This window comes from Nonomuraea soli (assembly GCF_013761175.1).
Lineage (GTDB): Bacteria > Actinomycetota > Actinomycetes > Streptosporangiales > Streptosporangiaceae > Nonomuraea > Nonomuraea soli.
Genome location: NZ_JACDUR010000008.1, coordinates 370,368 through 392,445, shown reverse-complemented (window position 1 = coordinate 392,445; position 22,078 = coordinate 370,368). Strand labels below are relative to the sequence as shown.

20 protein-coding genes are annotated in these 22,078 nt (G+C 70.5%); 10 read left to right on the top strand and 10 right to left on the bottom strand.

Translation table 11 applies throughout. The features are described 5' to 3' along the window. The first annotated feature begins 296 nt into the window (after positions 1–296). From HNR30_RS38005 to HNR30_RS37990, 4 genes are read left to right on the top strand one after another with little or no spacing between them, the layout of a single operon-like run. Positions 297–647, top strand: coding sequence for a DoxX family protein (locus tag HNR30_RS38005; RefSeq protein WP_181614971.1), 351 nt, complete (start codon positions 297–299; stop codon positions 645–647). Positions 648–660: 13 nt separating this feature from the next. Further along, positions 661–1,122, top strand: a complete 462-nt coding sequence (locus tag HNR30_RS38000; protein WP_181614970.1) for a MarR family winged helix-turn-helix transcriptional regulator — start codon at positions 661–663, stop codon at positions 1,120–1,122. Between the two features lie 46 nt (positions 1,123–1,168). Continuing rightward, positions 1,169–1,483, top strand: coding sequence for a hypothetical protein (locus HNR30_RS37995; protein WP_181614969.1), 315 nt, complete (start codon positions 1,169–1,171; stop codon positions 1,481–1,483). A gap of 59 nt (positions 1,484–1,542) precedes the next feature. Continuing rightward, positions 1,543–1,791: a hypothetical protein gene (locus HNR30_RS37990; RefSeq protein WP_181614968.1), complete on the top strand. Its 249-nt coding sequence runs from the start codon at positions 1,543–1,545 to the stop codon at positions 1,789–1,791. A 57-nt stretch (positions 1,792–1,848) separates the two neighbouring features. Here the strand turns inward: HNR30_RS37990 and HNR30_RS37985 are convergent, their stop codons facing one another. The 4 genes from HNR30_RS37985 to pip form a co-directional block, all read right to left on the bottom strand. After that, positions 1,849–2,631, bottom strand: a complete 783-nt coding sequence (locus HNR30_RS37985) for an ABC transporter permease (RefSeq protein ID WP_181614967.1) — start codon at positions 2,629–2,631, stop codon at positions 1,849–1,851. Beyond that, a complete protein-coding gene (locus tag HNR30_RS37980; RefSeq protein ID WP_181614966.1) occupies positions 2,628–3,521 on the bottom strand; it encodes an ABC transporter ATP-binding protein in 894 nt (297 codons plus the stop codon). Before HNR30_RS37980 ends, HNR30_RS37985 begins: the two co-directional genes overlap by 4 nt. A gap of 61 nt (positions 3,522–3,582) precedes the next feature. Continuing rightward, positions 3,583–4,728 carry an amidohydrolase family protein gene (locus HNR30_RS37975; RefSeq protein WP_181614965.1) on the bottom strand — a complete coding sequence of 382 codons (1,146 nt, stop codon included), beginning with the start codon at positions 4,726–4,728 and terminating at the stop codon, positions 3,583–3,585. 101 nt (positions 4,729–4,829) lie between these two features. Beyond that, positions 4,830–5,789 carry a prolyl aminopeptidase gene (pip, locus tag HNR30_RS37970; protein WP_181614964.1) on the bottom strand — a complete coding sequence of 320 codons (960 nt, stop codon included), beginning with the start codon at positions 5,787–5,789 and terminating at the stop codon, positions 4,830–4,832. A 156-nt stretch (positions 5,790–5,945) separates the two neighbouring features. Between pip and HNR30_RS37965 the strand changes: the two genes are divergently transcribed. Continuing rightward, a complete protein-coding gene (locus HNR30_RS37965) occupies positions 5,946–6,809 on the top strand; it encodes an ATP-grasp domain-containing protein (protein WP_181614963.1) in 864 nt (287 codons plus the stop codon). 45 nt (positions 6,810–6,854) lie between these two features. Here the strand turns inward: HNR30_RS37965 and HNR30_RS37960 are convergent, their stop codons facing one another. Continuing rightward, positions 6,855–8,981, bottom strand: a complete 2,127-nt coding sequence (locus HNR30_RS37960) for an anthranilate synthase component I (RefSeq protein WP_181614962.1) — start codon at positions 8,979–8,981, stop codon at positions 6,855–6,857. Between the two features lie 270 nt (positions 8,982–9,251). On the opposite strand from HNR30_RS37960, the gene HNR30_RS37955 reads away from it, so the two are divergent. After that, positions 9,252–12,734: a S8 family serine peptidase gene (locus HNR30_RS37955; protein WP_181614961.1), complete on the top strand. Its 3,483-nt coding sequence runs from the start codon at positions 9,252–9,254 to the stop codon at positions 12,732–12,734. Here the strand turns inward: HNR30_RS37955 and HNR30_RS37950 are convergent. Then, complete coding sequence (locus HNR30_RS37950; RefSeq protein WP_181614960.1) at positions 12,697–13,476, bottom strand: SGNH/GDSL hydrolase family protein; 780 nt, start codon at positions 13,474–13,476, stop codon at positions 12,697–12,699. The two genes, HNR30_RS37955 and HNR30_RS37950, sit on opposite strands and share 38 nt — an antisense overlap. A gap of 105 nt (positions 13,477–13,581) precedes the next feature. Here HNR30_RS37950 and HNR30_RS37945 point away from each other — a divergent pair, with 105 nt between their 5' ends. The 4 genes from HNR30_RS37945 (at position 13,582) to HNR30_RS37930 (ending at position 17,417) form a co-directional block, all read left to right on the top strand. After that, on the top strand, positions 13,582–14,445 hold the full coding sequence (locus HNR30_RS37945; RefSeq protein ID WP_181614959.1) for a DUF4394 domain-containing protein: 864 nt from the start codon (positions 13,582–13,584) through the stop codon (positions 14,443–14,445). Between the two features lie 74 nt (positions 14,446–14,519). Continuing rightward, positions 14,520–16,244 (top strand): CocE/NonD family hydrolase, encoded by a 1,725-nt coding sequence (locus HNR30_RS37940; RefSeq protein ID WP_181614958.1) that lies wholly within the window; start codon positions 14,520–14,522, stop codon positions 16,242–16,244. A gap of 4 nt (positions 16,245–16,248) precedes the next feature. Continuing rightward, positions 16,249–16,797, top strand: coding sequence for a VOC family protein (locus HNR30_RS37935; RefSeq protein WP_181614957.1), 549 nt, complete (start codon positions 16,249–16,251; stop codon positions 16,795–16,797). After that, positions 16,797–17,417 carry a carboxymuconolactone decarboxylase family protein gene (locus HNR30_RS37930; protein ID WP_181614956.1) on the top strand — a complete coding sequence of 207 codons (621 nt, stop codon included), beginning with the start codon at positions 16,797–16,799 and terminating at the stop codon, positions 17,415–17,417. The genes HNR30_RS37935 and HNR30_RS37930 overlap by 1 nt, the downstream gene beginning before the upstream one ends. A 78-nt stretch (positions 17,418–17,495) precedes the next feature. Here HNR30_RS37930 and HNR30_RS37925 read toward each other — a convergent pair whose 3' ends face one another. The 4 genes from HNR30_RS37925 to HNR30_RS37910 form a co-directional block, all read right to left on the bottom strand. Further along, positions 17,496–18,272, bottom strand: a complete 777-nt coding sequence (locus HNR30_RS37925) for an ABC transporter ATP-binding protein (RefSeq protein WP_181614955.1) — start codon at positions 18,270–18,272, stop codon at positions 17,496–17,498. After that, complete coding sequence (locus tag HNR30_RS37920; protein ID WP_181614954.1) at positions 18,269–19,309, bottom strand: FecCD family ABC transporter permease; 1,041 nt, start codon at positions 19,307–19,309, stop codon at positions 18,269–18,271. Before HNR30_RS37920 ends, HNR30_RS37925 begins: the two co-directional genes overlap by 4 nt. Further along, complete coding sequence (locus tag HNR30_RS37915; protein ID WP_181614953.1) at positions 19,306–20,331, bottom strand: FecCD family ABC transporter permease; 1,026 nt, start codon at positions 20,329–20,331, stop codon at positions 19,306–19,308. The genes HNR30_RS37920 and HNR30_RS37915 overlap by 4 nt, the downstream gene beginning before the upstream one ends. 362 nt (positions 20,332–20,693) lie before the next feature. Further along, entirely contained in the window at positions 20,694–21,728 is a 1,035-nt protein-coding gene (locus HNR30_RS37910; protein WP_181614952.1) for an ABC transporter substrate-binding protein, read from the bottom strand. Between the last annotated feature and the right edge of the window lie 350 nt (positions 21,729–22,078).

The window sequence follows — 22,078 nt, the reverse complement described above, 5'->3', positions numbered from 1 at the left end:
CGAAGTCGGAGGCCGGGTCGAAGTCGGAGGCCGGGTCGAAGTCGGAGGCCGGGTCGAAGTCGGAGGCCGGGTCGAAGTCGGAGGCCGGGTCGAAGTCGGAGGCCGGGTCGAAGCCGTACATCGGGGCGAAGGGGTGGGCGGGGTCGGGGGTGGCGGGATGCGTGCTCACCGGCCGCATCCTAGAGCCGGCCGCCTTCCAACGCCCCGGCCGCGCGCCGGAGCCCATCACTACGCTGGCTTTGTTGATGCTTCAAGTTATACACTCCAGCCCACCGCATCACTTGAAGGGTCAACAAATGGACATCTTCCTCTGGATCCTGCAGATCCTCCTGGCCGCAGCCTTCCTGGGCTCGGCCGTCGTCAAGAACACCGTCCCCAAGGAGAACCTCAAGGCGCGCATGCCGTACGTCGAGGACTTCTCCCAGGGCCAGATCCGCGCCATCGGCCTCATCGAAGGCGTGGCGGCGATCGGCCTGATCCTGCCCTGGGCGACCGGCATCGCCCCGATCCTGACGCCGCTGGCCGCCGTGGGCCTCGTCATCACGATGGCCGTAGCCGCCGTCGTTCACCGGCGACGCGGCGAGTCGATCGCGTTTAATCTGGTCTTGGCGGCGCTGGCACTCATCGTCGCGATCGGCAGATTCTGACACTGGGGGGCCGGTGGCCGAGGGGCTCGACGAGACGCAGGTCCGCGCCTGGCACGGCCTGCTCGCGGTGACGCTCGTGGGCATGCCGCAGGTGGAGCGGGTCTTCCGCCGCCACGGCCTGGTGCACATCGAGTACGGCCTGCTCACGGCGCTGTCGTTGGGGCCGTGCCGGCTGAGCGACCTGGCGGCGCTGACGAACGTCTCGATCAGCCGCCTCAGCCACCGCATCAGCAAGCTCGTCGACCGGGGTTTCGTCACGCTGCGCCCCGACTCCTCCGACGGCAGGGCGAGCGTCGCGGAGATCACCGAGGAGGGGCGCACCGTCATCTGCTCCATCGCGCCCGACTACGCCCAGGCGCAACGCGAGGTCCTCTTCGACCACCTGACTCCCGAGCAGACCGCCGCCCTCGCCGACGCCCTGCAGGCCGTCGGCACTCGGCTCGGGGCCTGCATGGGCCCCGACCAGCGCATATAACCGGAACCACCTTTAATAGTCACACAGAGTGACGTAGTCTGGTGACGTGTTTCCGGGTCTGCGCCTGTTCCTGCTCGTCGCGGCCGTTCTGTGCTGCCTGGGCCCGTGGCAGCCGCAGAACGTCCAGGCGGTCCCGCCGTTCGCCGTGGTGGACGTCGCGGAGGGCGAATGCCCGCGTCCGCGCGGCGGCGACGAATGGGGCTGTTCGGTCTCGTTCAAGGCCCGCACCCTGGGCGGCGGCGGCGCGGCCAAGTCCGCGCTTCCCGTCCGGCGCGGCACGGGCCGCGTCACCGCGCGTGACCTCCTGCCCGCTCCGGCCGTCCGCTGCGGCCGGGCACACCTGAGCATCTGGCGCATATAGGCCGGACGAACGTTTCCGTCCGTCGTCCTTTCACCCTGTGCTCGGAGTGTGTGTTCGTCATGCGAGAAATCGAAACGGTCGAGGAGATCTGGTCCTACCACTGCCTGCGGTGCCTGCACATCTGGCAGGCCGCCTTCCAGGCGCACCACTGCGGCGAGAAGGTCGCCTGGCATCTCAACGGCCAGGCCAGCATGCCGCCCTGGTCGGAGGCGACCAGCTGCCCGCGCTGCGCGGCGCTGCAGGTCAAGGTCCTGCCGCGGTCCGCGAGGCCGTCCGTCCCGCGCCAGGAGCGCACAGAACGGCCGTGACCGTTCGCGCCTGCCGTACGAAAGCCCGACACGAGCGAGCCGTACGGCAGGCGCACCTCACGTGATGTCGCGCCGCAGCGTGGTGGCCGAGGCCAGCAGCCCGAACACCGCGGCGTACCCGAGCAGGACCAGCGCCCCGCCCCAGGCGGGCAGCAGGTAGTCGAGGCCCATCTGCCCCACGTCGACGCCGGAGTTCGTCAGCGACCTGGCCGCCCCCGCCGGAGTCCACGCGCCCACGACCTGCAGTTGCGGGATCGCGTTGACGATGGGTTCGAGCACGAACATCCACACCGCCACGGTGACGATGGCGGCGATCTGGTTGCGCAGCAGCGCGCCGATCCCGATCCCGAACAGGGTGTAGAGGACCAGGGCCGCCAGCACGCCGCCCAGGATGCGCGGGATCCCGCCTTCGGTGATGAGCAGGTCGCCGCCCGACAGCAGGACGGCGGGGACGATGCCCACGGCGAACAGCACCAGGATCGCCAGCCCGAAGATCAGCCCGACCAGCACGCCCGCGCCCAGTTTGGCCGCCACGACCCGGGCGCGCCTCGGCGTCGTCAGGAAGGTGCTGGTGATCGTCTGGTAGCGGAACTCGGTGGTCATCATGGTGGCCCCGAGTATCGCCACGAGGATCGACCCGCTGATCGACTGCTCCCAGGCCACGCGCTGGAACTCGGGGGTGTCGCGGGCGGGGAAGACGCTGACGCCGTTCTGCTCCAGCCCGGCGAAGCCGATCACCAGGCCGAGGCTGAGGGTGAGGTAGCTCAGCACCACGACGAGCATGATCCACCACAGGTGGGTGGTGAACAGCTTCAGCAGTTCGGCGCGCACCAGCTTCACGACGTCTCCTCGGTGAGCTCCAGGAACACGCGCTGCAGGTCGGTGCGCTCCTGGACCAGCTCCGTGAGCACGACCTGCTCGGCCAGGACGACCTCGCCGACCCGTTCGGCGGCCAGGCCGCGCACGCGCAGCGCCCCGTCGTCGAGGGGTTCGACCGCGCCTCCCGCCCGTTCCAGGGCGGGGCCGAGCGTCTGCGGGTCGAGGCTGCGCACCCGCAGCGGGGCGTCACCGTTGCGGGTGAGCTCGGCGAGCGTGCCCTGCCGTACGAGCCTGCCCTTGGCGATGATGACCACGTTGTCGACGGTCTGCTCCACCTCGGCCAGCACGTGGCTGGAGACCAGGACGGCGGCGCCGCGCTCGTGGGCCAGGTGCTTGAGGAAGCCGCGCAGCCACTGGATGCCGGAGGGGTCGAGGCCGTTGGCGGGTTCGTCGAGGATGAACACCTCCGGGTGCCCGATCAGCGCTCCGGCCAGGCCCAGCCGCTGGCGCATGCCCATCGAGAAGCCCGAGACGCGCTTGCTCGCCACGTCGGCCAGGCCCACCTGCTCCAGCGCCTCCGCGGCGCGCTGCTGCGGCAGCCCGGCGGCCGTGCACAGGATCCTGAGGTGGTTGATCGCGGTGCGGCCGGGGTGGAAGTTGGTGGCCTCCAGCACCGCGCCGACCGCCGCCAGCGGCTGCTTGAGCTGGGGGTACGGCACGCCGTTGACCAGGGCGGTGCCCGCGTCGGCGGTGACGAGGCCTAGCAGGCAGCGCAGCGTCGTGGTCTTGCCCGCCCCGTTGGGACCGAGGTATCCGGTGATCGTCCCCGCCTCGACGGTGAACGACACGCCGTCGACCGCCTTGACCGGCCCGAAGGACTTGGCGAGCTGACTGATCTCGATCGCGCTCATGATGCGGCGATTATCCCGATGGCGAGCCGCGCCCTACCTCCTCCTGGAGGAGGAGATCGTCTCAGAGCCGGTAGACGCGCCTGGCGTTGCCGGAGCCGATCATGTGCGCGACGCGGGCGGCGTCGGAGACGCTCCACTCCCCCTCGTCGATGCGGCCGGCCAGGACCCCGCCCAGGCCGCGCCGGAAGTACAGCGCCCCGAGGTGGCAGGTCTCGGCGACGCCGTAGCAGTCGGAGCTGAACATCTGCTTGTGGAAGGGCACCAGCTCCAGCATCTCCTCCAGCACCCGGGCGCCGCCCGCGGCGGTGTGCGTGAGGGTGAGCCCCAGGTCGACGTAGACGTGCGGGTAGACGTTGGCCAGGTAGGCGGCCTGCCGCTGGAACGGGTAGCAGTGCAGCAGCACCACCGGCACGTTCAGCGGCTGCAGCGCGCGGATGAAGACGGTCAGCAGCGCGGGGTCGGCCCGGTGCAGTTCGACGTCGGGGTCGCCGAATCCGGTGTGGAACTGCATCGGCAGCCCACGGTCGCGGGCCACGTCGACGGCCGCCCACAGCAGGTGGCGCAGCAGCACCGGATCGGTCAGGCGTTCCTTCGGGTCGGCCAGACGCCGGTTGGCCGCCGCGATCACCGATCCGCGGCTGGGCCGCGACGGGTCGAAGTCGAGGCCGTGGCGGTAGGCGATGATCGACTTGAACGCCACGGCGCGGGCGGCGCGGGCGGCCAGTTCGTCGGCCAGGCTGTCCATGTAGTCGACGGCGAGGGGCGCCACCTCGGCGACGTCCTGCTCGATCTGCTCGATGCGGACGATCTCGTCGGCCGCCGCGCCACCGTGGCGTCCCATCTCGGACGCCGTCAGCAGGTCGGGCTCCTCCAGGCCGGTGTCGACCAGGAAGGCCACCACCCCGGCGGCCCGCAGCAGCCTGCGGTTGACCTCGCCGGCGCCCAGTTCGCGGCGCCTGGCCAGGTAGACGGCCGGGGAGGCATGGGGCTCCAGGTCGAGCACGGGAGCGCACCAGCGCCTGATGGCCACGCCCGCCGGGGTGTCGAAGTGGGTCGTGCCCGGCGGCGCGGGCGCGGCCCCTTCGGTGATCAGCAGCTCGAACTGGGCCCTGGACACCTCGTCGCGCCGCACCCCGTGGCAGTGATGGTCGACCAGCGGCGCGAGCAGGGCGTCACGGACCGCATCCGGAAGGTTGGCGGGGAGCATGCGCCCACCCTAGGCGCTGGGTGTCGCGCCCGCCGCCGCCTTCCCGGAAGGTCCCGATTGTCGCCCTGCCTTCCTTCCGCGCCTGGTCAGGCGTGTCCGGGTCAGCGGCCCGCGAACCGGTCCGTGGCCGTGACGAGAGCGTCGGTGATGCCCGGCTCGACGAAGGCGTGGCCCGCGTCGGGGATGAGGTGGAAGTCCGCCTCGGGCCAGGCCCGGTGCAGGTCCCAGGCGGTGGCGGCGGGTGTGCACATGTCGTAGCGGCCCTGCACGATCACCGCGGGGATGTGGCGGATCTTGTCGATGTCGCGCAGCAGCTGCTCCTCCTCGAAGAAGCCGCCGTTGACGAAGTAGTGGTTCTCGATGCGGGAGAAGGCCACCGCGTAGTCGTCGTCCTCGTGCGAGGCGATGATCTCGGGGTCGGGCAGCAGCGTGATGGTCGAGCCCTCCCACGTGCTCCAGGCACGCGCCGCGGGCAGCCGCACGGCGGGGTCGGGGTCGTTGAGCCGCCGGTGGAAGGCGCCGATCAGGTCGTCGCGCTCCTCGAAGGGGATCGGCTCGACGTACTTCTCCCACAGGTCGGGGTAGACCAGCGAGGCGCCCTCCTCGTAGAACCAGTGCAGCTCGAAGGGGCGCAGCATGAAGATGCCACGCAACACCAGCTCGCTCACCCGGTCGGGATGCGTCTGGGCGTAGGCCAGCGACAACGCGCTGCCCCACGAGCCGCCGAACACCTGCCAGCGGTCGACGCCCAGGTGCTCGCGCAGCAGCTCCATGTCGGCGACCAGGTGCCAGGTGGTGTTGTGCTCCAGCGACACCGCCGGGTCGCTCGCGTGGGGCCGGCTGCGGCCGCAGTTGCGCTGGTCGAACAGGATGATCCGGTACGCCTCCGGATCGAACTGGCGGCGCTGCTTGGCGGTGCAGCCGCCGCCCGGCCCGCCGTGCACCATGACGACCGGTTTGCCGTGCGGATTACCGCACTCCTCCCAGTGGATCTCGTTGCCGTCGCCGACCGCGAGCAGGCCGCCGGCATGGGGTTCGACGGGCGGATAGAGCGTCTTCATGCTCCCCCACTATGCCGCACCCCGAGCCCGTGCCAGAACACCCTCACATCAAGGGCTTGACCTGCACAAACAGGCCGTTTTTCGAGGATGACGCGCAAGGTGACGATCTCCGCTACGCTGAGCGCTCCCTTATCCCATCTGTCGCGAAAGCACGTGATGCGACTCGCTCTTGTCTCCAGGGCCCGGCTCAGCGCCACGGCCTCACGGCTCGCCCAGACCGCCCTCTCGCGCGGCTGGGACGTGCACATCGTCGGCGACCCCGCCACGATCACCCAACTCGGCTCCCATGCCGGCATCTCCCCCGACGTCATCCTCAACCGCGTCCTCGGCAGCGAGCCCGATCTGACCCATCTGCTCCTGCTCCAGCGGCAGCTGGAGAACCGGGGCGTGCCCGCCGTCAATGCGGCGGGCGCGGTCGAGAACGCCGTCAGCAAGGCCCGCCAGGCGGCGATCTACCTCGCCCACGGCCTGCCTCACCCGCAAACCTGCCTGACCACGCCCTACGCCGACCCGAAGGACCTGGCCGACCTGCTCGGCTTCCCGCTGGTGCTCAAACCCGACAGCGGGTACGGCGGAGCGGGCGTGGTCAAGGCCGAGACCCTCGCAGAGCTGCGGCTGCTGCTGCAGGAGAAGGCCATGAACGGGCACCAGCTGCTCGTCGCCCAGCGATGGGTGCCGGAGGCGTGGTGGAGCCTGCGCCTGGTGGTCGTCGACGGCGAGGTGGTGGCGACCATGCAGCGCCGCGCCGCCGCCGGCGAGTGGCGCAGCAACGTCGCCCAGGGCGCCACCGCCGTGGAGGTGGAACCGTCCTACGCCGAGGTGGAGCTGGCGGTGACGGCCGCCGCGACGCTGGGGCTCGACGTGGCGGGCATCGACGTCATCCGCACCGCCGAGGGGCCGCTGGTCCTGGAGGCGAACAACTCTCCCGGCCTGATCGCCACCGAGCAGGCCACCGGGGTGCCGGTCTGCGAACGCATCCTGGCCGCGGTCGAGAAGCGGGCCGCGGTCGTCATGTCCTGAGCCCGGGCGGTGCCGCGAAGGCACCGCCCGGGCCCAGGCCCCCGCTCAGCGCCGGGTGAGGCGCAGCACGTTGCCGATGATGTGCGCGCCCGCCCCGCCCTCCGCGGTCAGGATCGACTCGGGGTGGAACTGCACGGCGAACCGCTTGCCCGCCACGTCCTCGATGGCCATCACGTTGCCGTCGGGGGTGACCGCGATCGGCGTGAAACCGACCACGCCGTGCTCCTTGGCGTGCAGCGAGTGGTAGCGCGCCGCCGTGAACTCCTGCGGCAGGCCCTCCAGCAGCGCCGACTCCCCCAGCCGGGAGACCTGGCCGCGCTTGCCGTGCTCGGGGTAGTCGAGCAGTTCCAGGGAGCCGCCCGCGTGCTCGACCATGGCCTGCAGGCCGAGGCAGACGCCGAAGACGGGCAGGTCGCGCGCGTAGACCTCGTCGATGAGGGCCGACATGCCGAAGTCGGAGGGCCAGCCGGGGCCGGGCGACAGGACCACCAGGTCGGGGGCGATGCTGTCGATCATGGCGGTGGGGAAGCCGTGCCGCAGCGTCGTCACGGTCGCGCCCTGCTGGCGGAAGTAGTCGGCCAGGGTGTTGACGAAGGAGTCCTCGTGGTCGACGAGCAGCACCTTCATGCCCTCGCCGTGCCGTACGACAGGCTCCGGTTCGACGACGGAGGCGGGCGAGTTGACGGCGGCCAGGGCGGCGAGCAGGGCGCTGGCCTTGAGCTCGGTCTCCTTCTCCTCCGACTCCGGGTCGGAGTCGAACAGCAGGGTCGCGCCCGCCCTGACGGTGGCGACGCCGTCCTTGATCTGGGCGGTGCGCAGGGTGAGGCCGGTGTTCATGGAGCCGTCGAAGCCGATGAAGCCGATCGCCCCGCCGTACCAGCGGCGCGTGGTGGCCTCGTGGTCCTCGATGAACTGCATCGCCCACGTCTTGGGCGCGCCGGTGACGGTGACGGCCCACATGTGGGTGAGGAAGGCGTCGAGGGCGTCGAACTCGGGGCGCAGGCGGCCCTCGATGTGGTCGACGGTGTGGATCAGGCGGGAGTAGAGCTCGATCTGGCGGCGGCCGATGACCTGGACGGTGCCGGGGACGCAGATGCGCGACTTGTCGTTGCGGTCGACGTCGGTGCACATGGTCAGCTCGGACTCCTCCTTGGTGGAGGAGAGCAGCGTGCGGATGGCCTCGGCGTCCTCGACCGGGTTGCTGCCGCGGGCGATGGTGCCGGAGATGGGGCAGGTCTCGACGCGGTCGCCGGAGACGCGGACGTACATCTCGGGCGAGGCGCCGACCAGGTGCTCGCCCTCACCGAGCGAGATGATGAACTCGTACGGAGCCGGGTTCGACACGCGCAGCGAGCGATAGAAGGCCGACGGGTCGGTGCACTCGCCGTGGAAGACCTGCCCGGGCACGACCTCGAACAGGTCGCCGCGCTTGAACTTCTCCTTGGCCGCGGCGACGACCTGGGCGTAGGTGCCGGGCACCGGGTCGGCCGGGATGGCGGCGGGCACGGCGGGCGGCTGCGACTCGCCGGTGCGCTCGATGCCGTGGGTGGAGACCCCGTCGACGGTGAACTCGTAGCGGTGCTCGACGCTGGTCTCGCGCTGGCGGTCGATGACGACGATCCGGTCGGGCAGGTGCAGCACGAGGTCGCGCTGGTCGTCGGGGCGGACGAGCTCCTGGCGGATGGGCTCGAACTGGAAGGCCAGGTCGTAGCCGAAGGCGCCGTACAGGCCCAGGTTCGGGTCCTCGCCCTTGAAGGCGGCGATGACCTCGCGGATGGCGGAGAAGACGGTGGGGCGGCGGCTGCGCATCTCCTCGGGCACGAGCTCCTCGGAGTCGGCCACGTAGACCTCGACGAAGTCGGGCGTCGGCTCCGAGACCGGCTTGCCCGCGGCCAGCAGGCAGGAAGCCACGATGGGCAGCACCACGCGCCCGCGGTCGTTGAGCGCCCTGGCGTGGATGGTGCGCCCCTTGGCGACGAGCTCCAGGCAGGGATCCACGTAGCCGAAGGCCCATCGGCTGTAACGGCCCGGGTAGTCCATGCCGGAGGAGAAGGCTCCGCCGCGCCTGCTGCCCAGCGCGGTCACGATCTCCTCGAGCGTCTCCTCGGGCACCTCGCGCGTCTGGCGTTCGACGCCGACGCCGCCTGAGGTGGTATATCCGCTCGTCTCCACTGCTGCCCCTTAGCACCTGGTGAGAGCCCCGGGGCGGACACAGGAAAGGCCGCCTTCCGGGGCGGCCGTCCGTTGAGGAATGCGAAAATCGCGCCGCCTAGGAGCGGCGCCACCACTGAAGCTGGAGGGTGTTTCGCATGCCTGGGATCGTAGCACGGGGCGGAGGAAACCGGGCTCACCAGATGTCGCTTGAGTAACGCTTCATGACTTTTGACATTTCGGCGATAAATGCCACTTGCAAAGCAGTCAACTCGGTCGCACTGTCAGCACATGGCTGGAAAGATCACCCGGGCGGTCTTATCCGCGTTCCTCACCCTCACCTTCACGAGCGGCGTCGCCCACGCCGCTCCAGAGCCTGACAAGATCGACAAGGCGGTCGCCGCCGATCTGGATCAGGACGACAAGGCCACCTTCTGGGTCCGCGTCAAGGGCCAGGCGAGCCTGGCCGAAGCACGCCGGGCCACCACCAAGACGGCCAAGGCCAAGAGCGTCTACGAGACCAAGACCCAGTTCGCCAAGAGCACCCAGGCGAACGTCATCGACCTGCTGAAGTCGGTCAAGGCCGACTACACCTCCTTCTGGCTGGTCAACGCCGTCAAGGTGACCGGCGACGCCAAGCTCGCCGCCGAGCTCGCCAAGCTCCCCGAGGTCACGGCGCTCACCCCGATCCGGGTGCTGGAGGTGCCCAAGGTGGTCGAGGCCCCCACCCAGGCCCAGGTCAACGCCGTGGAGTGGAACATCGACCGGGTCGGCGCCCCCCGCGTCTGGAGCGAGCTGGGCGTGCGCGGCGAGGGCATCGTCGTGGCCCACATCGACACCGGCGCCGATCTCACCCACCCCGAGATCGCCTCGCAGTATCGCGGCCGCAACGCCGACGGCACCTTCGACCACAACTACAACTGGCACGACCCGGCCGACATCTGCCCGACCGCCGCGCCCTGCGACAACCAGGGACACGGCACCCACGTGATGGGCACCATGCTCGGCCAGAGCGGCATCGGCGTCGCCCCCGGCGCGAAGTGGATCGCCGCCAAGGGCTGCGAGGCCCGCACCTGCAGTGACGCCTCGCTGCTGTCGGCCGGCCAGTGGATCGCCGCGCCGACCGACCTCAACGGCGCCAACCCGCGGCCGGAGCTGGCTCCCGACATCGTCAACAACTCGTGGGGCGGCCCCGGCGGCGACCCCTGGTACCAGGAGATCGTCGACTCGTGGGTGGCCGCGGGCATCTTCCCGATGTTCTCCAGCGGCAACTCGGGACCCGCCTGCGGCACCGCCGGATCGCCGGGTGACTACCTCAACAGCTACAGCACCGGCGGCTTCGACATCAACAACGCGATCTACAACAACTCCAGCCGCGGCTCGGCCTCCAGGCCGGACACCAAGCCGAACATCTCCGCCCCCGCGGTGAGCGTGCGCTCGTCGGTCCCCGGCGGCGGCTACGACAACTACACCGGCACCTCGATGGCCTCGCCCCACGTGGCGGCCACGGTCGCGCTGATGTGGTCGGCGGCCCCGGCGCTGATCGGCGACATCGACGCCACCCGCCAGCTGCTCGACGACACCGCGATCGACGTCAACGACCTCGGCTGCGGCGGCACCGCCGACGACAACGGCAACTGGGGCGAGGGCAGGCTCGACGCCTTCGCCGCCGTCCAGGCCACCCCGCGCGGCGGCATGGGCCAGCTCGGCGGCACGGTCACCTCCGGCGGCAGCCCGGTGGGCGGCGTCACCGTCACCGTTTCCGGGCCGCTGGACCGCTCGGTGGTCACCGGCCCCGACGGCACCTACGCCTTCCCGCGCCTGAGCCCCGGCGACTACCGGATCACCGCCTCCAAGTACGGCTACCAGGACGCCACCGGCACCGCCACCGTCGTGGCCGACCAGAGCGCGAGCGCCGACCTGGCCCTGACCCAGCTGCCGTCCGCGACGGTCTCCGGCACGATCACCACGGCCGGTACGGCGGAGCCGAACGCCAAGGTCGAGGCGGTCGGCACCCCGGCGAGCACCACGACCGACGCCCAGGGCCGCTACAGCCTCACCCTGCCCCTGGGCACCTACACGCTGCGGATCACTCCGAGCTCGCGGTGCTCCAGCGGAGCGCAGGCCGAGGTCGTGGTGACCGGCGACGTGACCAAGGACGTGGAGCTGCCGCTGCGTGGCGACAACTTCGGCTACACCTGCCGAAGCGGGGCCGAGCCGTACGTCCAGGGAACGGAGAAGCTCGCCCTGACCGGCGACGACCAGGGCCAGCGTGTCACCCTGCCGTTCGCCTTCCCCTTCTACGGCGTGGCCCAGACCAACGCCCTGATCAGCACCAACGGCTACCTCAACCTGTCGGGCAACGACACCGTGACGGGCAGCAACGGCACGATCCCGTCGACCGGCTCGCCCAACAACTCCGTCTATGCCTACTGGGACGACCTGGTCGCCGACGCCGAATCCGGCATCTACACGGCCTCGTCGGGCACCGCGCCCAACCGCCAGTTCGTGGTCGAGTGGCGCAACGTGAAGTTCTACAACGCCACCGACCTGCGGATCTCCTTCTCGCTGGTCCTGAACGAGAACGGCTCGGTCTCCTACAGGTACGCGAGCATCGACTCCGAGCGCGAGCGCGGCACCAGCGCCACGATCGGCGTCGAGAACGGCACGGGCACCGACGCGCTGCAGTACTCCTACGAGAGCGCGGCGGTCTCCAGCGGCCAGTCGATCACCATCTCGGCCAGCCGCCACGGCCTGGTCACCGGCGTGGTGTCCGACGCCAACGACGGCAAGCCGCTGGCCGGGGCGACGGTCAAGATCGGTGACGTGGCGACCTTCACGACGATCGCCGACGGCTCCTTCTACGGCCAGGTGCTGGCGGGCGACTACCAGGTGACGGTCTCCAAGGAGCACTACGGCACCTTCACCCAGGAGGTGACCGTGGCGGCGGGTTCCGTCACCCGGATCGACACGGCCCTCGTCACCGGCGCGGTCGCGGCGAGCGTGGGTGAGATCACCGTGGTGATGCCCACCAACGCCACCCGCACGCGGACCTTCGAGCTGACCAACCTCGGCTCGCCGGCCGCCTACACCGTCACCAGCCAGGCGGGCTGGCTGACCGCCGCGCCCACCTCGGGCGAGCTGGCCAAGGGCGCCAAGGCGACGGTGACCGTCACCGTCTCCAGCGCCGGGGTGGCGCCCGGCACGACGCAGGCGGCCAAGCTGATCGTCAAGTCGAACAGCGGGCGCAAGCCGATCTCCGAGGTGCTCGTGACCGTCGTGGTGCCCAAGCTGCAGGTCGCGGTCGACGCCGGCGGCACCAAGTCCTCCGTCGACGCGGTCGGCGACGCCTGGAGCCCGGATCGCAAGTACTCCACCGGCTCCTACGGCTGGGTGGGCACCAGCAACCGCACCCACACCACCAGCCGCACGATCTCCGGCACGTCCGACCAGGCGCTGTATCGCACCGCGCGGGAGAACATGCTGGAGTACCGCTTCGACAACGTGCCCGCGGGCACCTACACGGTGGAGCTGGGCTTCGCCGACACCCGCGGCACGCAGATCGGCAGGCGCGTCTTCGACGTGCTGGTCGAGGGCCAGCTGGCCATCCCGGCGCTGGACCTGGCGCTGGAGGTGGGCAACTACACCGCCAGCGCCCGCTCCTACACCACGACGGTGACCGACGGGCAGCTCAACGTGCGCTTCGCCGTACGGCAGGGCCAGCCGATCGTGAACCTCATCCGGATCTCCGAGCGTCCGGATAAATCGGGATAAGTTCGGGGCGCTTGGGGTCCACCTCGTCCCCCGACGATCGCCCGTTGAACCGGCGGGTGATCCAGGGGGCGAGGTGGACCCTCGCCCAGTGCAGGTCGTCGCGCCTGTTGAGGGTCCAGCCCTGCTGCGGCACGTAGGGGTACGGGCTGCGCCAGTCGTCGTCGACCGGCACCCCGATCACCTCGGCGGCACGCAGCGCCACCCGGCGGTGGCCGTCGGAGCTGAGATGCAGCCGGTCCTCGCTCCAGGCGCGCCGGTCGCGGAAGATCGGCATCGGCCACAGGTCCACGAGGAGCGTGTCGTGGCGCCGGGCGATGTCGTGGATGTGCAGGTTGTACTGTTCGATCTTCGTATGCGCCAGCCGCATGACGGGCACGTGCCGCAGGTCGAAGCCGGTGAACAGGAGCACCTGCGCACCGGACTCCCTGATCCGCCGCACCCCCTCCTCCAGCCATCGGGAGACCTGCTCCACCCGCGCCCCCGGCCGGATGATGTCGTTGCCTCCCCCGCACAACGAGACCAGGTCGGCTCCACTGGCCACGGCCAGCGGCACCTGTTCCCGCACGATCTGCTGGATGAGGCGGCCGCGCACGGCCAGGTTGGCGTAGCGCAGTCCCGGATCCCGCGCCTCGATGTGTTCGGCCAGGCGGTCGGCCCAGCCCCGGTACCCCTGTTCGGCGGGGTCTTCGAGCCCCTCGGTGAAACTGTCCCCCAAGGCGACAAATGCCGTGATTCGTCCCATGACCCGACAGTGTGCCAAGGATCGATCTCCTTACGCGACCGTAGGCAATCCGCCGTGGCCCTCACTCCGAAGTACCGGGGACAGCAACCTCATCAAGGAGCATCCATGCGAAAGGCACTCATGGCGAGCCTGCTCGCCGTGGCGGCGGGGACTCTCGCGGCCTCCCCCGCGAGCGCGGCGGCCACGCACACGGCGGGGCCCACCGTCATCGGCCTGACCGACGACGGCACCCTCGTCGCCTTCCAGGCCGACAACCCGCGCTCCACCGACCGGATCGGCAAGGTCGCGGGACTCAAGGGCGACGGCAAGGTCGTCGGCATCGACTTCCGCGTCCAGGACGGCAAGCTCTACGCCGTCGGCGACAAGGGCGGGATCTACACCCTCGACTCCCGCGCCAGGGCGAGCAAGGTCTCCCAGCTCACCGTCGACCTCGACGGACGCAGCTTCGGCGTCGACTTCAACCCGGCCGCCAACCGGCTGCGGGTGATCAGCGACACCGGGCAGAACCTGCGGCACAACATCGACGACGCCATGGGCGCGCCCGCGGCGGGCATGACCGCCACCGACGGCAGGCTCACCAACCCGCCCGTGCCCCCGGCCACCACGGGCGTCACCGCCCTGGGCGTCACCGGCGCCGCCTACACCAACAACGACCTGAGCCCGGCCACCGCCACGACGCTGTTCGACGTGGACACCACCGCCGACCAGGTCTCGCTGCAGTCGCCCGCCAACGCGGGCTCCCTGGCGCCCACCGGCAAGCTGGGCGTCGACGCCGGGCCCGCGGCCGGGTTCGACATCCACAGCAAGGTGCGCGACGGGGTGACGGTGTCGAACACCGCCTATGCCACGCTGCGCGTCAACGGCGCCTACCGCTTCTACACGGTCAACGCGCTGACGGGGAACGCGATGCTTGTTGGAACGTTCCCGAACAGCCGTCAGGTCGTCGACATCGCGGTGACCCTGCGCTGAGCATCGTGGTGACCCCGCGCTGAGCCTGGGGCCCGGGCTACCGCATCCCGGGCTCCATCTGTTACTCATGAGTAATGGCCTTTCGCGTCCGGCTGCAACGTGACCTCCCCGTGCCGATGCCCGACGGCGTCGTCCTCCTGGCCGACCGCTACATCCCGGTGGGGGCGGAACGGCCGCCGACGATCCTGATCCGTTCTCCGTACGGCAGGCGCGGCGCGTTCGGCTGGGCCTTCGGCCGCGGCTTCGCCCGCCAGGGCTTCCAGGTCGTCATGCAGAGCTGCCGCGGCGGCTACGGCTCCGGCGGCCTGCTCGACCCGCTCGGCGACGAGCACGACGACGGGCTCGCCACCGTCGCCTGGCTGCGGCGCCAGAGCTGGTACGGCGGGACGTTCGGCATGTTCGGGCCCTCCTACCTCGGCTACACCCAGTGGGCGATCGCCCCCTACGCCGGGCCCGACCTCCGGGCCATGGCCGTACAGATCAGCGCCTCCCAGTTCCGCGACGCCGCCTACGTGGGCGGGGCTTTCGCCCTGGAGTCGACGCTGTCGTGGACCACGCTCACCCACGCGATGAGCGGGCGGTTCGGCGCCACCGCCATCCTGCGCGCCCCGCGCAACGCGCGGCGGGCGGTGCTGTCCAAGCGGGCCGTGGACGAGCTCGACCTGGTCTCGGCCGGGCAGCCGCTGGCCTTCTACCGGGACCTGCTCGGGCACCACGCCGATCCGGCGGTGCCGTACTGGAGCAAACGCGACTTCTCCGCCGCGGTCGGCGAGGTCGAGGCGCCGGTCACCATGGTCGGCGGGTGGTACGACGTGTTCCTGCCGTGGCAGCTGCGCGACTACCTGGCGCTGCGCGCGGCCGGGCGGCGGCCCCAGCTGACCGTGGGCCCCTGGTACCACGTCGACCCCCGGCAGGGGCGCTACTCCACCGCCGACGCGCTGGCCTGGTTCCGCGCGCACCTCATGGGCGACCCGTCCGGGCTGCGCGACGACCCCGTACGCCTGCACATCACGGGCGCCGGCGAGTGGCGCGACTACCCCGACTGGCCGGTGCCGGGCATGCGCGCCGAACCCTGGCACCTGCAGCCCGGGTTCGGGCTGTCGCCGGACAACCCGCGGCCGTCCGAGCCCGACCGGTACCGGTACCACCCCGGCCACCCGACGCCGGTGATCGGCGGGCCGGTGCTGCTGTCCAACTCGCTGCCGCGCGACCAGCGCCGGCTGGAGGCGCGGCGCGACGTGCTCGTCTACAGCAGTGAGCCGCTGCGGGAGGACCTGGAGGCGATCGGGCCCGTGTCGGCGCGCCTGTGGGTGCGCTCCAACACGCCGCACGTGGACGTGGTCGTACGGCTGTGCGACGTGCATCCGGACGGGCGCTCGATGAACGTGTGCGAGGGGGTGCGGCGGCTGCGGCCACCGGGAGACACCCTCGACGACCTCAGCCAGGGCTCCTCTTGGGGCACCTCTTCGGGCTCTTCCACCGGCTCCTCCGCTGCCAATGGCCTCGCCTCCTCCCCGGCCTCCTTTCCTGGCGGTTCCCTCTCGTCCTCCGTCTCGTCGGCGGAGCCGGATGCCGACGGGTGGCGGCGTGTCGAGGTGGAGTTGTGGCCGATCGGGCACCGGTTCAAGGCGGGGCATCGGGTGCGGGTGCACATCGCCAGCGGCGCGTACCCCACCATCGCCCGAAATTTCGGGACAGGCTCACTGGCGTCCGCGTCGGAGGAGATGGTCCCCGCCGACGTCGAGGTGTCCCATTCGCCGGAACATCCTTCTGCTCTGCTCCTTCCCCGCGTTAAATGAGCCTATGAACACCGAATTCGAGCTGCGCGGCGTCAACCACCTAGCCCTGGTCTGCTCGGACATGGAGCGCACTGTCGACTTCTACTCCGGCGTCCTGGGCATGCCGCTGATCAAGACGATCGAGCTGCCGATGGGCTGGGGTCAGCATTTCTTCTTCGACTGCGGCGGCGGCAACGCGCTGGCCTTCTTCTGGTTCCCCGACGCCCCCGAACCGGTGCCGGGCGTCTCGGCGCCGAAGAACCTGCCCGACCGGGGCGAGCTGCTGTCGGCGGTCGGCTCGATGAACCACATCGCCTTCGACGTGCCGCCCGAGCTGATCGAGGAGTACCGCGACAAGCTCATCGCCAAGGGCGTCGACGTCGGGGTGCTGCTCAACCACGACGACAGCGAGTTCGGCGTCGCCCCCGAGGTGCACGACGGGGTGTTCGTGCGCTCGATCTACTTCAAGGACCCCGACGGCATCCTGATCGAGTTCGCGTGCTGGCTGCGGGAGCTGGACCTGCCCTCCGACGTGCGCCACCAGCCCAAGACCGCCGCCGAGCGGACGGTCTGATGCCGCGCCTTCGCCAGGTCCCCTCCGACGAGGTGACCGACTCGCTCACGCGCTACTTCTACGACAGGCTCTTCTCCCCCGACCGGGAGGGCACCGCCACGGGCTCCCCCGGCACCTGGTGGACCGTCTTCGCACTCGACCCGCGCATACTCAAACACTGCGTGCAGGGCTTCCAGCTCTACCGTTCCGGAGGGCTCGACCCGCTGCTGCGGGAGCTGGGCCAGACCCGGGCCGGGTGGGCGCGGCAGTCGCAGTTCGTCTATTCGCAGCACTGCAAGCAACTGCGCGCGCTCGCCGTACCGGAGGAGAAGATCGCGGCCGTGGCCGCGTGGCAGGTCAGCGAGCACTTCGACGAGCTCGAACGCGCCGTGCTCGCCTACACCGACGGGCTCGTCCTCGACGGCGGGCGGGTCGCCGACGAGGTCTTCGCCGTGCTCAGGAAGCATTTGCCCGACGAGCAGATTCTCGAGCTGACCTACGTGACGTGCCTGTACGAGATGCACGCCACCATGTCGAGGGCGCTGCGGCTGGAGTTCGACGACCGGCCTGACCCGATCGTCGAGGTCCCGGCGCCCGACGAGTTCGGCAACCGGGACATCACCGACGACTTCACCCGCTAGAGCGCACTCGCCTGGCGCTCTCCACCCGACGGTGCGCCTTGCCGCCCGCCCAGGCACCCTCCACCTGCCAGCAGCCCTTTACTCACTCGGCACCACGATCGGGGTGCCCGCGACGGGGTCGGTGACGATCACGCAGGCCAGGCCGAACACCTTCTCGACCAGCTCCGCGGTGATCACCTCCTGCGGCGTGCCCTCGGCGACGATCGCGCCGTCGGACATGGCGATGATGTGATCGCAGTAGCGGCTGGCCAGGTTCAGGTCGTGCAGCACGGCCACGATCGTCTTGCCCTGCTCGCCGTTCAGCTTGCGCAGCAGGCGCAGCAGCTCCACCTGGTGGTTGATGTCGAGGTAGGTGGTGGGCTCGTCGAGCAGCAGCAGGTCGGTGTCCTGGGCGAGCGCCATCGCCACCCAGACGCGCTGCCGCTGCCCGCCCGACAGGCCGCGCAGCGGGCGGTCGATCAGGTCGGCGGTGTCGGTGGCCGCCAGCGCCAGGGTCACCGCCTCGTGGTCACGCTCGGTCCACCGGCGGAACCAGCCCTGGTGCGGGTAGCGTCCGCGCCCGACGAGGTCGGCGACGGTGATGCCGTCGGGGGCGACCGGCGTCTGGGGCAGCAGCCCCAGCACCTTGGCCACCTCCAGCGTGGACAGCTCGGCCATCGGGCGATCGTCGAGGTAGACGGCGCCCTTGCGGGGCTTGAGCAGGCGCGCCATGCCGCGCAGCAGCGTCGACTTGCCGCAGGCGTTCGCCCCGACGATGGCGGTGACCTTGCGGTCGAGCACGGTCACGTCGAGGTTGGTGACGACCGTCGCGTCGTCGTATCCGAGGGAGAGCCCTTCGGCGCGCAGTCGGGTCATCCGCCTGTTCCTTGTCGGTTGGTCGTGGCCAGCAGCCACAGGAGGTACGGCGCGCCGACCGCGCCGGTCACCACGCCGGTCGGCAGCGGCGTGGGCAGCAGGTGGACGGCGACGAGGTCGGAGGTCAGCAGTACGGCGGCGCCCACGAGCGCGGCGGGGGCGATCCCTCCAGTGGCGGGCCCGAGCAGCCGGTTGGCGATCGGCCCCGCCACGAGCGCCACGAAGACGATCGGCCCCGCGGCCGCCACGGCCAGCGCCAGAAGTACCACCGACGTCGCCAGCAGGCCCGCCCGCGACAACTCGGCCGACACGCCCAGCCCGCGCGCGGCGTCGTCGCCGAGCTCGAGCATCCGCAGCTGCCGCTGCAGCATCATCGCCACCGGCAGCAGCACCACCAGCGCGCCCAGCAGCAGCCGCAACTCGGTCGGGTTCGCCTGACCGACGGAGCCGGTCAGCCAGTGCATCGCCTGCCGCGCCTCGAACAGCTGGGCGCGGGTGAGCACGAACCCGATGAGCCCGTCGAAGAACGCCGCCACACCGATGCCGATCAGGATGAACCGGTAACCGCTCACCCCGTCCTTCCAGGCGAGCAGGTACATCAGCAGGGCCGCGATCACCGCTCCTCCCAGCGCGAGCCCGGCCACTGCCAGGCCGCCGACCTGCAGGAACACGATCCCGCTGACCGCCGCCAGGCTCGCGCCCGACGACATGCCCACGAAGTCGGGCGAGGCCAGCGGGTTGCGCAGCAGATGCTGAAAGATCGTCCCCGACGCTCCCAGGGCGAGCCCCACGGCCAGCCCCGTCGCGGCCGTCGGCAGGCGCAGGCCCAGCACCACGAAGTCGAGGCTGGGGTCGTCGATCGTGCCGAGCAGCGACCCGAGCACCTCCGCGGCGGTCAGCCGGAAGCTGCCCACCATCATGGTGACCACGAACAACGCGAAGACCACGAGGGTCAGCCCGCCGGTCACCACCGCCGTGCGGGTCGTACGGCGGCGCCGGTCGGCGCGTACGGCTTTCGCCACGGTCAGGGTGGTCATACTTCCGACATCCGTCCATAACGCACGATCACCACGAACACCGGCGCGCCCAGCACCCCGAGCACCACGCCCACCTGCAGCTCGCCCGGCGCCCCCACGACCCGGCCGAGCACGTCGGCCAGCAGCAGGATGATCGGCGCCAGCAGCATGGAGTACGGCAGCAGCCACCGGTAGTCGGGCCCGCAGATCAGCCGCGCCAGGTGCGGCACGACCAGGCCGATGAAGACGATCGGCCCGCAGGCCGCCGTCGCCGCCCCGGCCAGCACCGCGACCACGCCGAAGGCGACCGCCCTGGTCAGGCCGACCCGCTGCCCCAGCCCTCGCGCCACGTCCTCGCCGAGCGCCAGGCCGTTGAGCATACGGCCGAGCCCCATCGCCACCACCAGGGCGACGACCAGGAACGGGGCCACGCCGACCAGCACCGGCATGTACCTCCCGGCGAGCGCGCCCACCTGCCAGAACCGCAGCTCCTGCAGCGCGTCGATGTTCGTCATGACGATCCCGGTCGTCACCGAGATGAGCCCCGCGGTCACCGCCGCCCCCGCCAGCGCCAGTTTCACCGGCGTGGCGCCCTCACGCCCCATCGAGGCGATCGTGTACACCAGCAGGGTCGCGATGACCGCACCCGCGAAGGCGAACCAGATGTAGAGGCTGACACCCCGGATGCCCAGCACCGTGATCGCGAAGACCACCATGACGGCGGCGCCCGCGTTGATGCCCATGATCCCGGCATCGGCCAGCGGATTGCGGGTCACCCCCTGCAGGATCGCCCCCGCCACGCCGAGCGCCGCACCCACCAGGATGCCGAGCAGGGTGCGCGGCACCCGCAGCTCCAGGGTCACCGTGCTGGTGATCGCCTCGTCGACCGACAGGCCGCCGAGCGCGCGCATCACCTCGGGCAGGCCGATGTCGCGGGCTCCCTGCGTGACGCTCAGGAAGGCCGCGACGGCCAACAGGACGAGCAGCACCGCGAGCCCCGGCCCGAGGAGGGAGGCCCGGCGCGTTTTGAGGGTTGTTGTCATCGTGCGTGGGTGTGGGTCATGGTGGGTGGAGTCATGGTCCTGGGTGGGGTTGTGTGGAGGGTCATGCCGTGAGGTGTCATGAAGCACGGCGGTCATGGAGAGGTGTGCCCCGGCCAGGGGCTCTGTCGGTCGATGGGGGCACCGCCGCGGCGTAACCGGTCACCGTCGCGCAGCCAGTCACCGCCGTGCGGCGCGTCATTACGGACAAGCGGGCCAAAGCGGTGCCGCGAGTCACCCTCACGCCACCGACCACCGCCAGGAACCTGGCCACCGTCACGCGACCGACCACCGCCAAAGGTCTAGCCACCGCCAAGGGTCTGGCCACCGCCGAGCGGTGACCAGACCTCACCGATCGGCGGTGATCAGTCACCGATGTTCTCGTCGGCACTCTTGATCGCCTCGGTGAGCTTGTCCAGCTCCGTAGCGAAGTGCCCGAAGGTGTGCATCCAGTAAGCCGGCCAGGAGGCGACAGCCCCAGCCTTCGCAGCCTTGATCTTGAACCAGGTCGGCTGCTTGGTCCCCCACTCGTCGTTGGAGGTCGGCTTGAAGGAGCGGCCGTCCCACAGGATCAGGTCAGGCTGGTACCGGTCGGCGTTCTCCCAGCTGAGCGACTCCCAGTACGGGAAGTCGGCGTCAGGCTTGGAGGGGTTGATGACCTTCAGCCCCCACTTCTGGAAGTCCAGCAGCTCGGGAGCGTACTCGGGGTTGGCGACGTACACCTTGTCGTCGGCGGGCGACATTCCCAGCGCGGTCAGGCCGGGCTTGGCCGACACCGTCTCCTTGAAGCGGGCCACAGCCTCCTCGAACCGCTTCTTGTTGGCGGCGATCTCCGGAGAGTCGACCTTGGCGCCCAGGCTCTTGGCCAGGTCCTCGTACCCCTTGGCCAGGTCCTCGATGGACTTGCCCTGCGAGACACCCACGATGGGAGCAAGCTCCTTCAGCTTCTTGCTCTTCTCGTCGACGCCCTCCTCCAGCCCGCTGTGCGCCTTCTCAGCGGGCCACCAGTCGGCGACGATCAGGTCGGGACGCAGCCCTGCGGCCTTCTCGACGTCGATCTTCCCCCACTCCTCGCCGAGCACCTCGATGCCCGTGAGGTCGAGGTCCTTCAGGTTGGGGTCGGTCTTCACCGACTCGTCGGCGTAGATGCCGACCGGCTTGATGCCGAAGGACATGAGCGCGGCCGCCTCACCAGCGTGGGCGATGATCCGCGTGGGGGTCTTGTCGGCCTTGACGACCTGCCCGTCGCCATTGGTGAACTGCCAGGGCCCGGCCGCGGCCGGAGCCCCGCTCCCGCTCGGCTGAGCGGCCGAACTGGTTCCGGCGGTGTTCTGCGAGCCGCAGCCGATGAGCACAAGGCTCAACGCCGCCACGACTAGAGCTGGACGTAGCGCACGCATGCGGCGTTCCTGTTCTCTCGGGGGGAAACTCCGCAATAAGTTAGGTTAGGCTAACCAACTTTGCAAGTCCACCCCAGACGCCAGATTGTTGACCGCTTGTGCTATGAGGACCCTCGACCCCAACCCCCAACCCCCGACCCCAACCCCCGGCGCGAACCCCTCGGCGCGAACCCCTCACCGCTCTGCCCGCCGTCCCGCCCTGCCCGCCGTCCCGCCCTGCCCGCCGTGCGGGGTCAGCCCACCCTGCACCGGACCATCCCGCAACGGACCACTCGGCAAGCGCTCCCACCGGCCCCACCACATCACCAGCCCACGGCGCAAGGAGGCTGCTCGCCTGAACGGCGCCTCGT

Coding starts and splice junctions, on each gene's coding strand:
- HNR30_RS37920 (WP_181614954.1), bottom strand. CDS start 19,309: ATGACCACCCTGACCGTGGCGAAAGCCGTACGCGCCGACCGGCGCCGC.
- HNR30_RS37955 (WP_181614961.1), top strand. CDS start 9,252: ATGGCTGGAAAGATCACCCGGGCGGTCTTATCCGCGTTCCTCACCCTC.
- HNR30_RS38005 (WP_181614971.1), top strand. CDS start 297: ATGGACATCTTCCTCTGGATCCTGCAGATCCTCCTGGCCGCAGCCTTC.
- HNR30_RS37950 (WP_181614960.1), bottom strand. CDS start 13,476: ATGGGACGAATCACGGCATTTGTCGCCTTGGGGGACAGTTTCACCGAG.
- HNR30_RS37935 (WP_181614957.1), top strand. CDS start 16,249: ATGAACACCGAATTCGAGCTGCGCGGCGTCAACCACCTAGCCCTGGTC.
- HNR30_RS37975 (WP_181614965.1), bottom strand. CDS start 4,728: ATGCTCCCCGCCAACCTTCCGGATGCGGTCCGTGACGCCCTGCTCGCG.
- pip (WP_181614964.1), bottom strand. CDS start 5,789: ATGAAGACGCTCTATCCGCCCGTCGAACCCCATGCCGGCGGCCTGCTC.
- HNR30_RS37945 (WP_181614959.1), top strand. CDS start 13,582: ATGCGAAAGGCACTCATGGCGAGCCTGCTCGCCGTGGCGGCGGGGACT.
- HNR30_RS37980 (WP_181614966.1), bottom strand. CDS start 3,521: ATGAGCGCGATCGAGATCAGTCAGCTCGCCAAGTCCTTCGGGCCGGTC.
- HNR30_RS37910 (WP_181614952.1), bottom strand. CDS start 21,728: ATGCGTGCGCTACGTCCAGCTCTAGTCGTGGCGGCGTTGAGCCTTGTG.
- HNR30_RS37915 (WP_181614953.1), bottom strand. CDS start 20,331: ATGACAACAACCCTCAAAACGCGCCGGGCCTCCCTCCTCGGGCCGGGG.
- HNR30_RS37940 (WP_181614958.1), top strand. CDS start 14,520: ATGGCCTTTCGCGTCCGGCTGCAACGTGACCTCCCCGTGCCGATGCCC.
- HNR30_RS37930 (WP_181614956.1), top strand. CDS start 16,797: ATGCCGCGCCTTCGCCAGGTCCCCTCCGACGAGGTGACCGACTCGCTC.
- HNR30_RS37925 (WP_181614955.1), bottom strand. CDS start 18,272: ATGACCCGACTGCGCGCCGAAGGGCTCTCCCTCGGATACGACGACGCG.
- HNR30_RS37990 (WP_181614968.1), top strand. CDS start 1,543: ATGCGAGAAATCGAAACGGTCGAGGAGATCTGGTCCTACCACTGCCTG.
- HNR30_RS37965 (WP_181614963.1), top strand. CDS start 5,946: ATGCGACTCGCTCTTGTCTCCAGGGCCCGGCTCAGCGCCACGGCCTCA.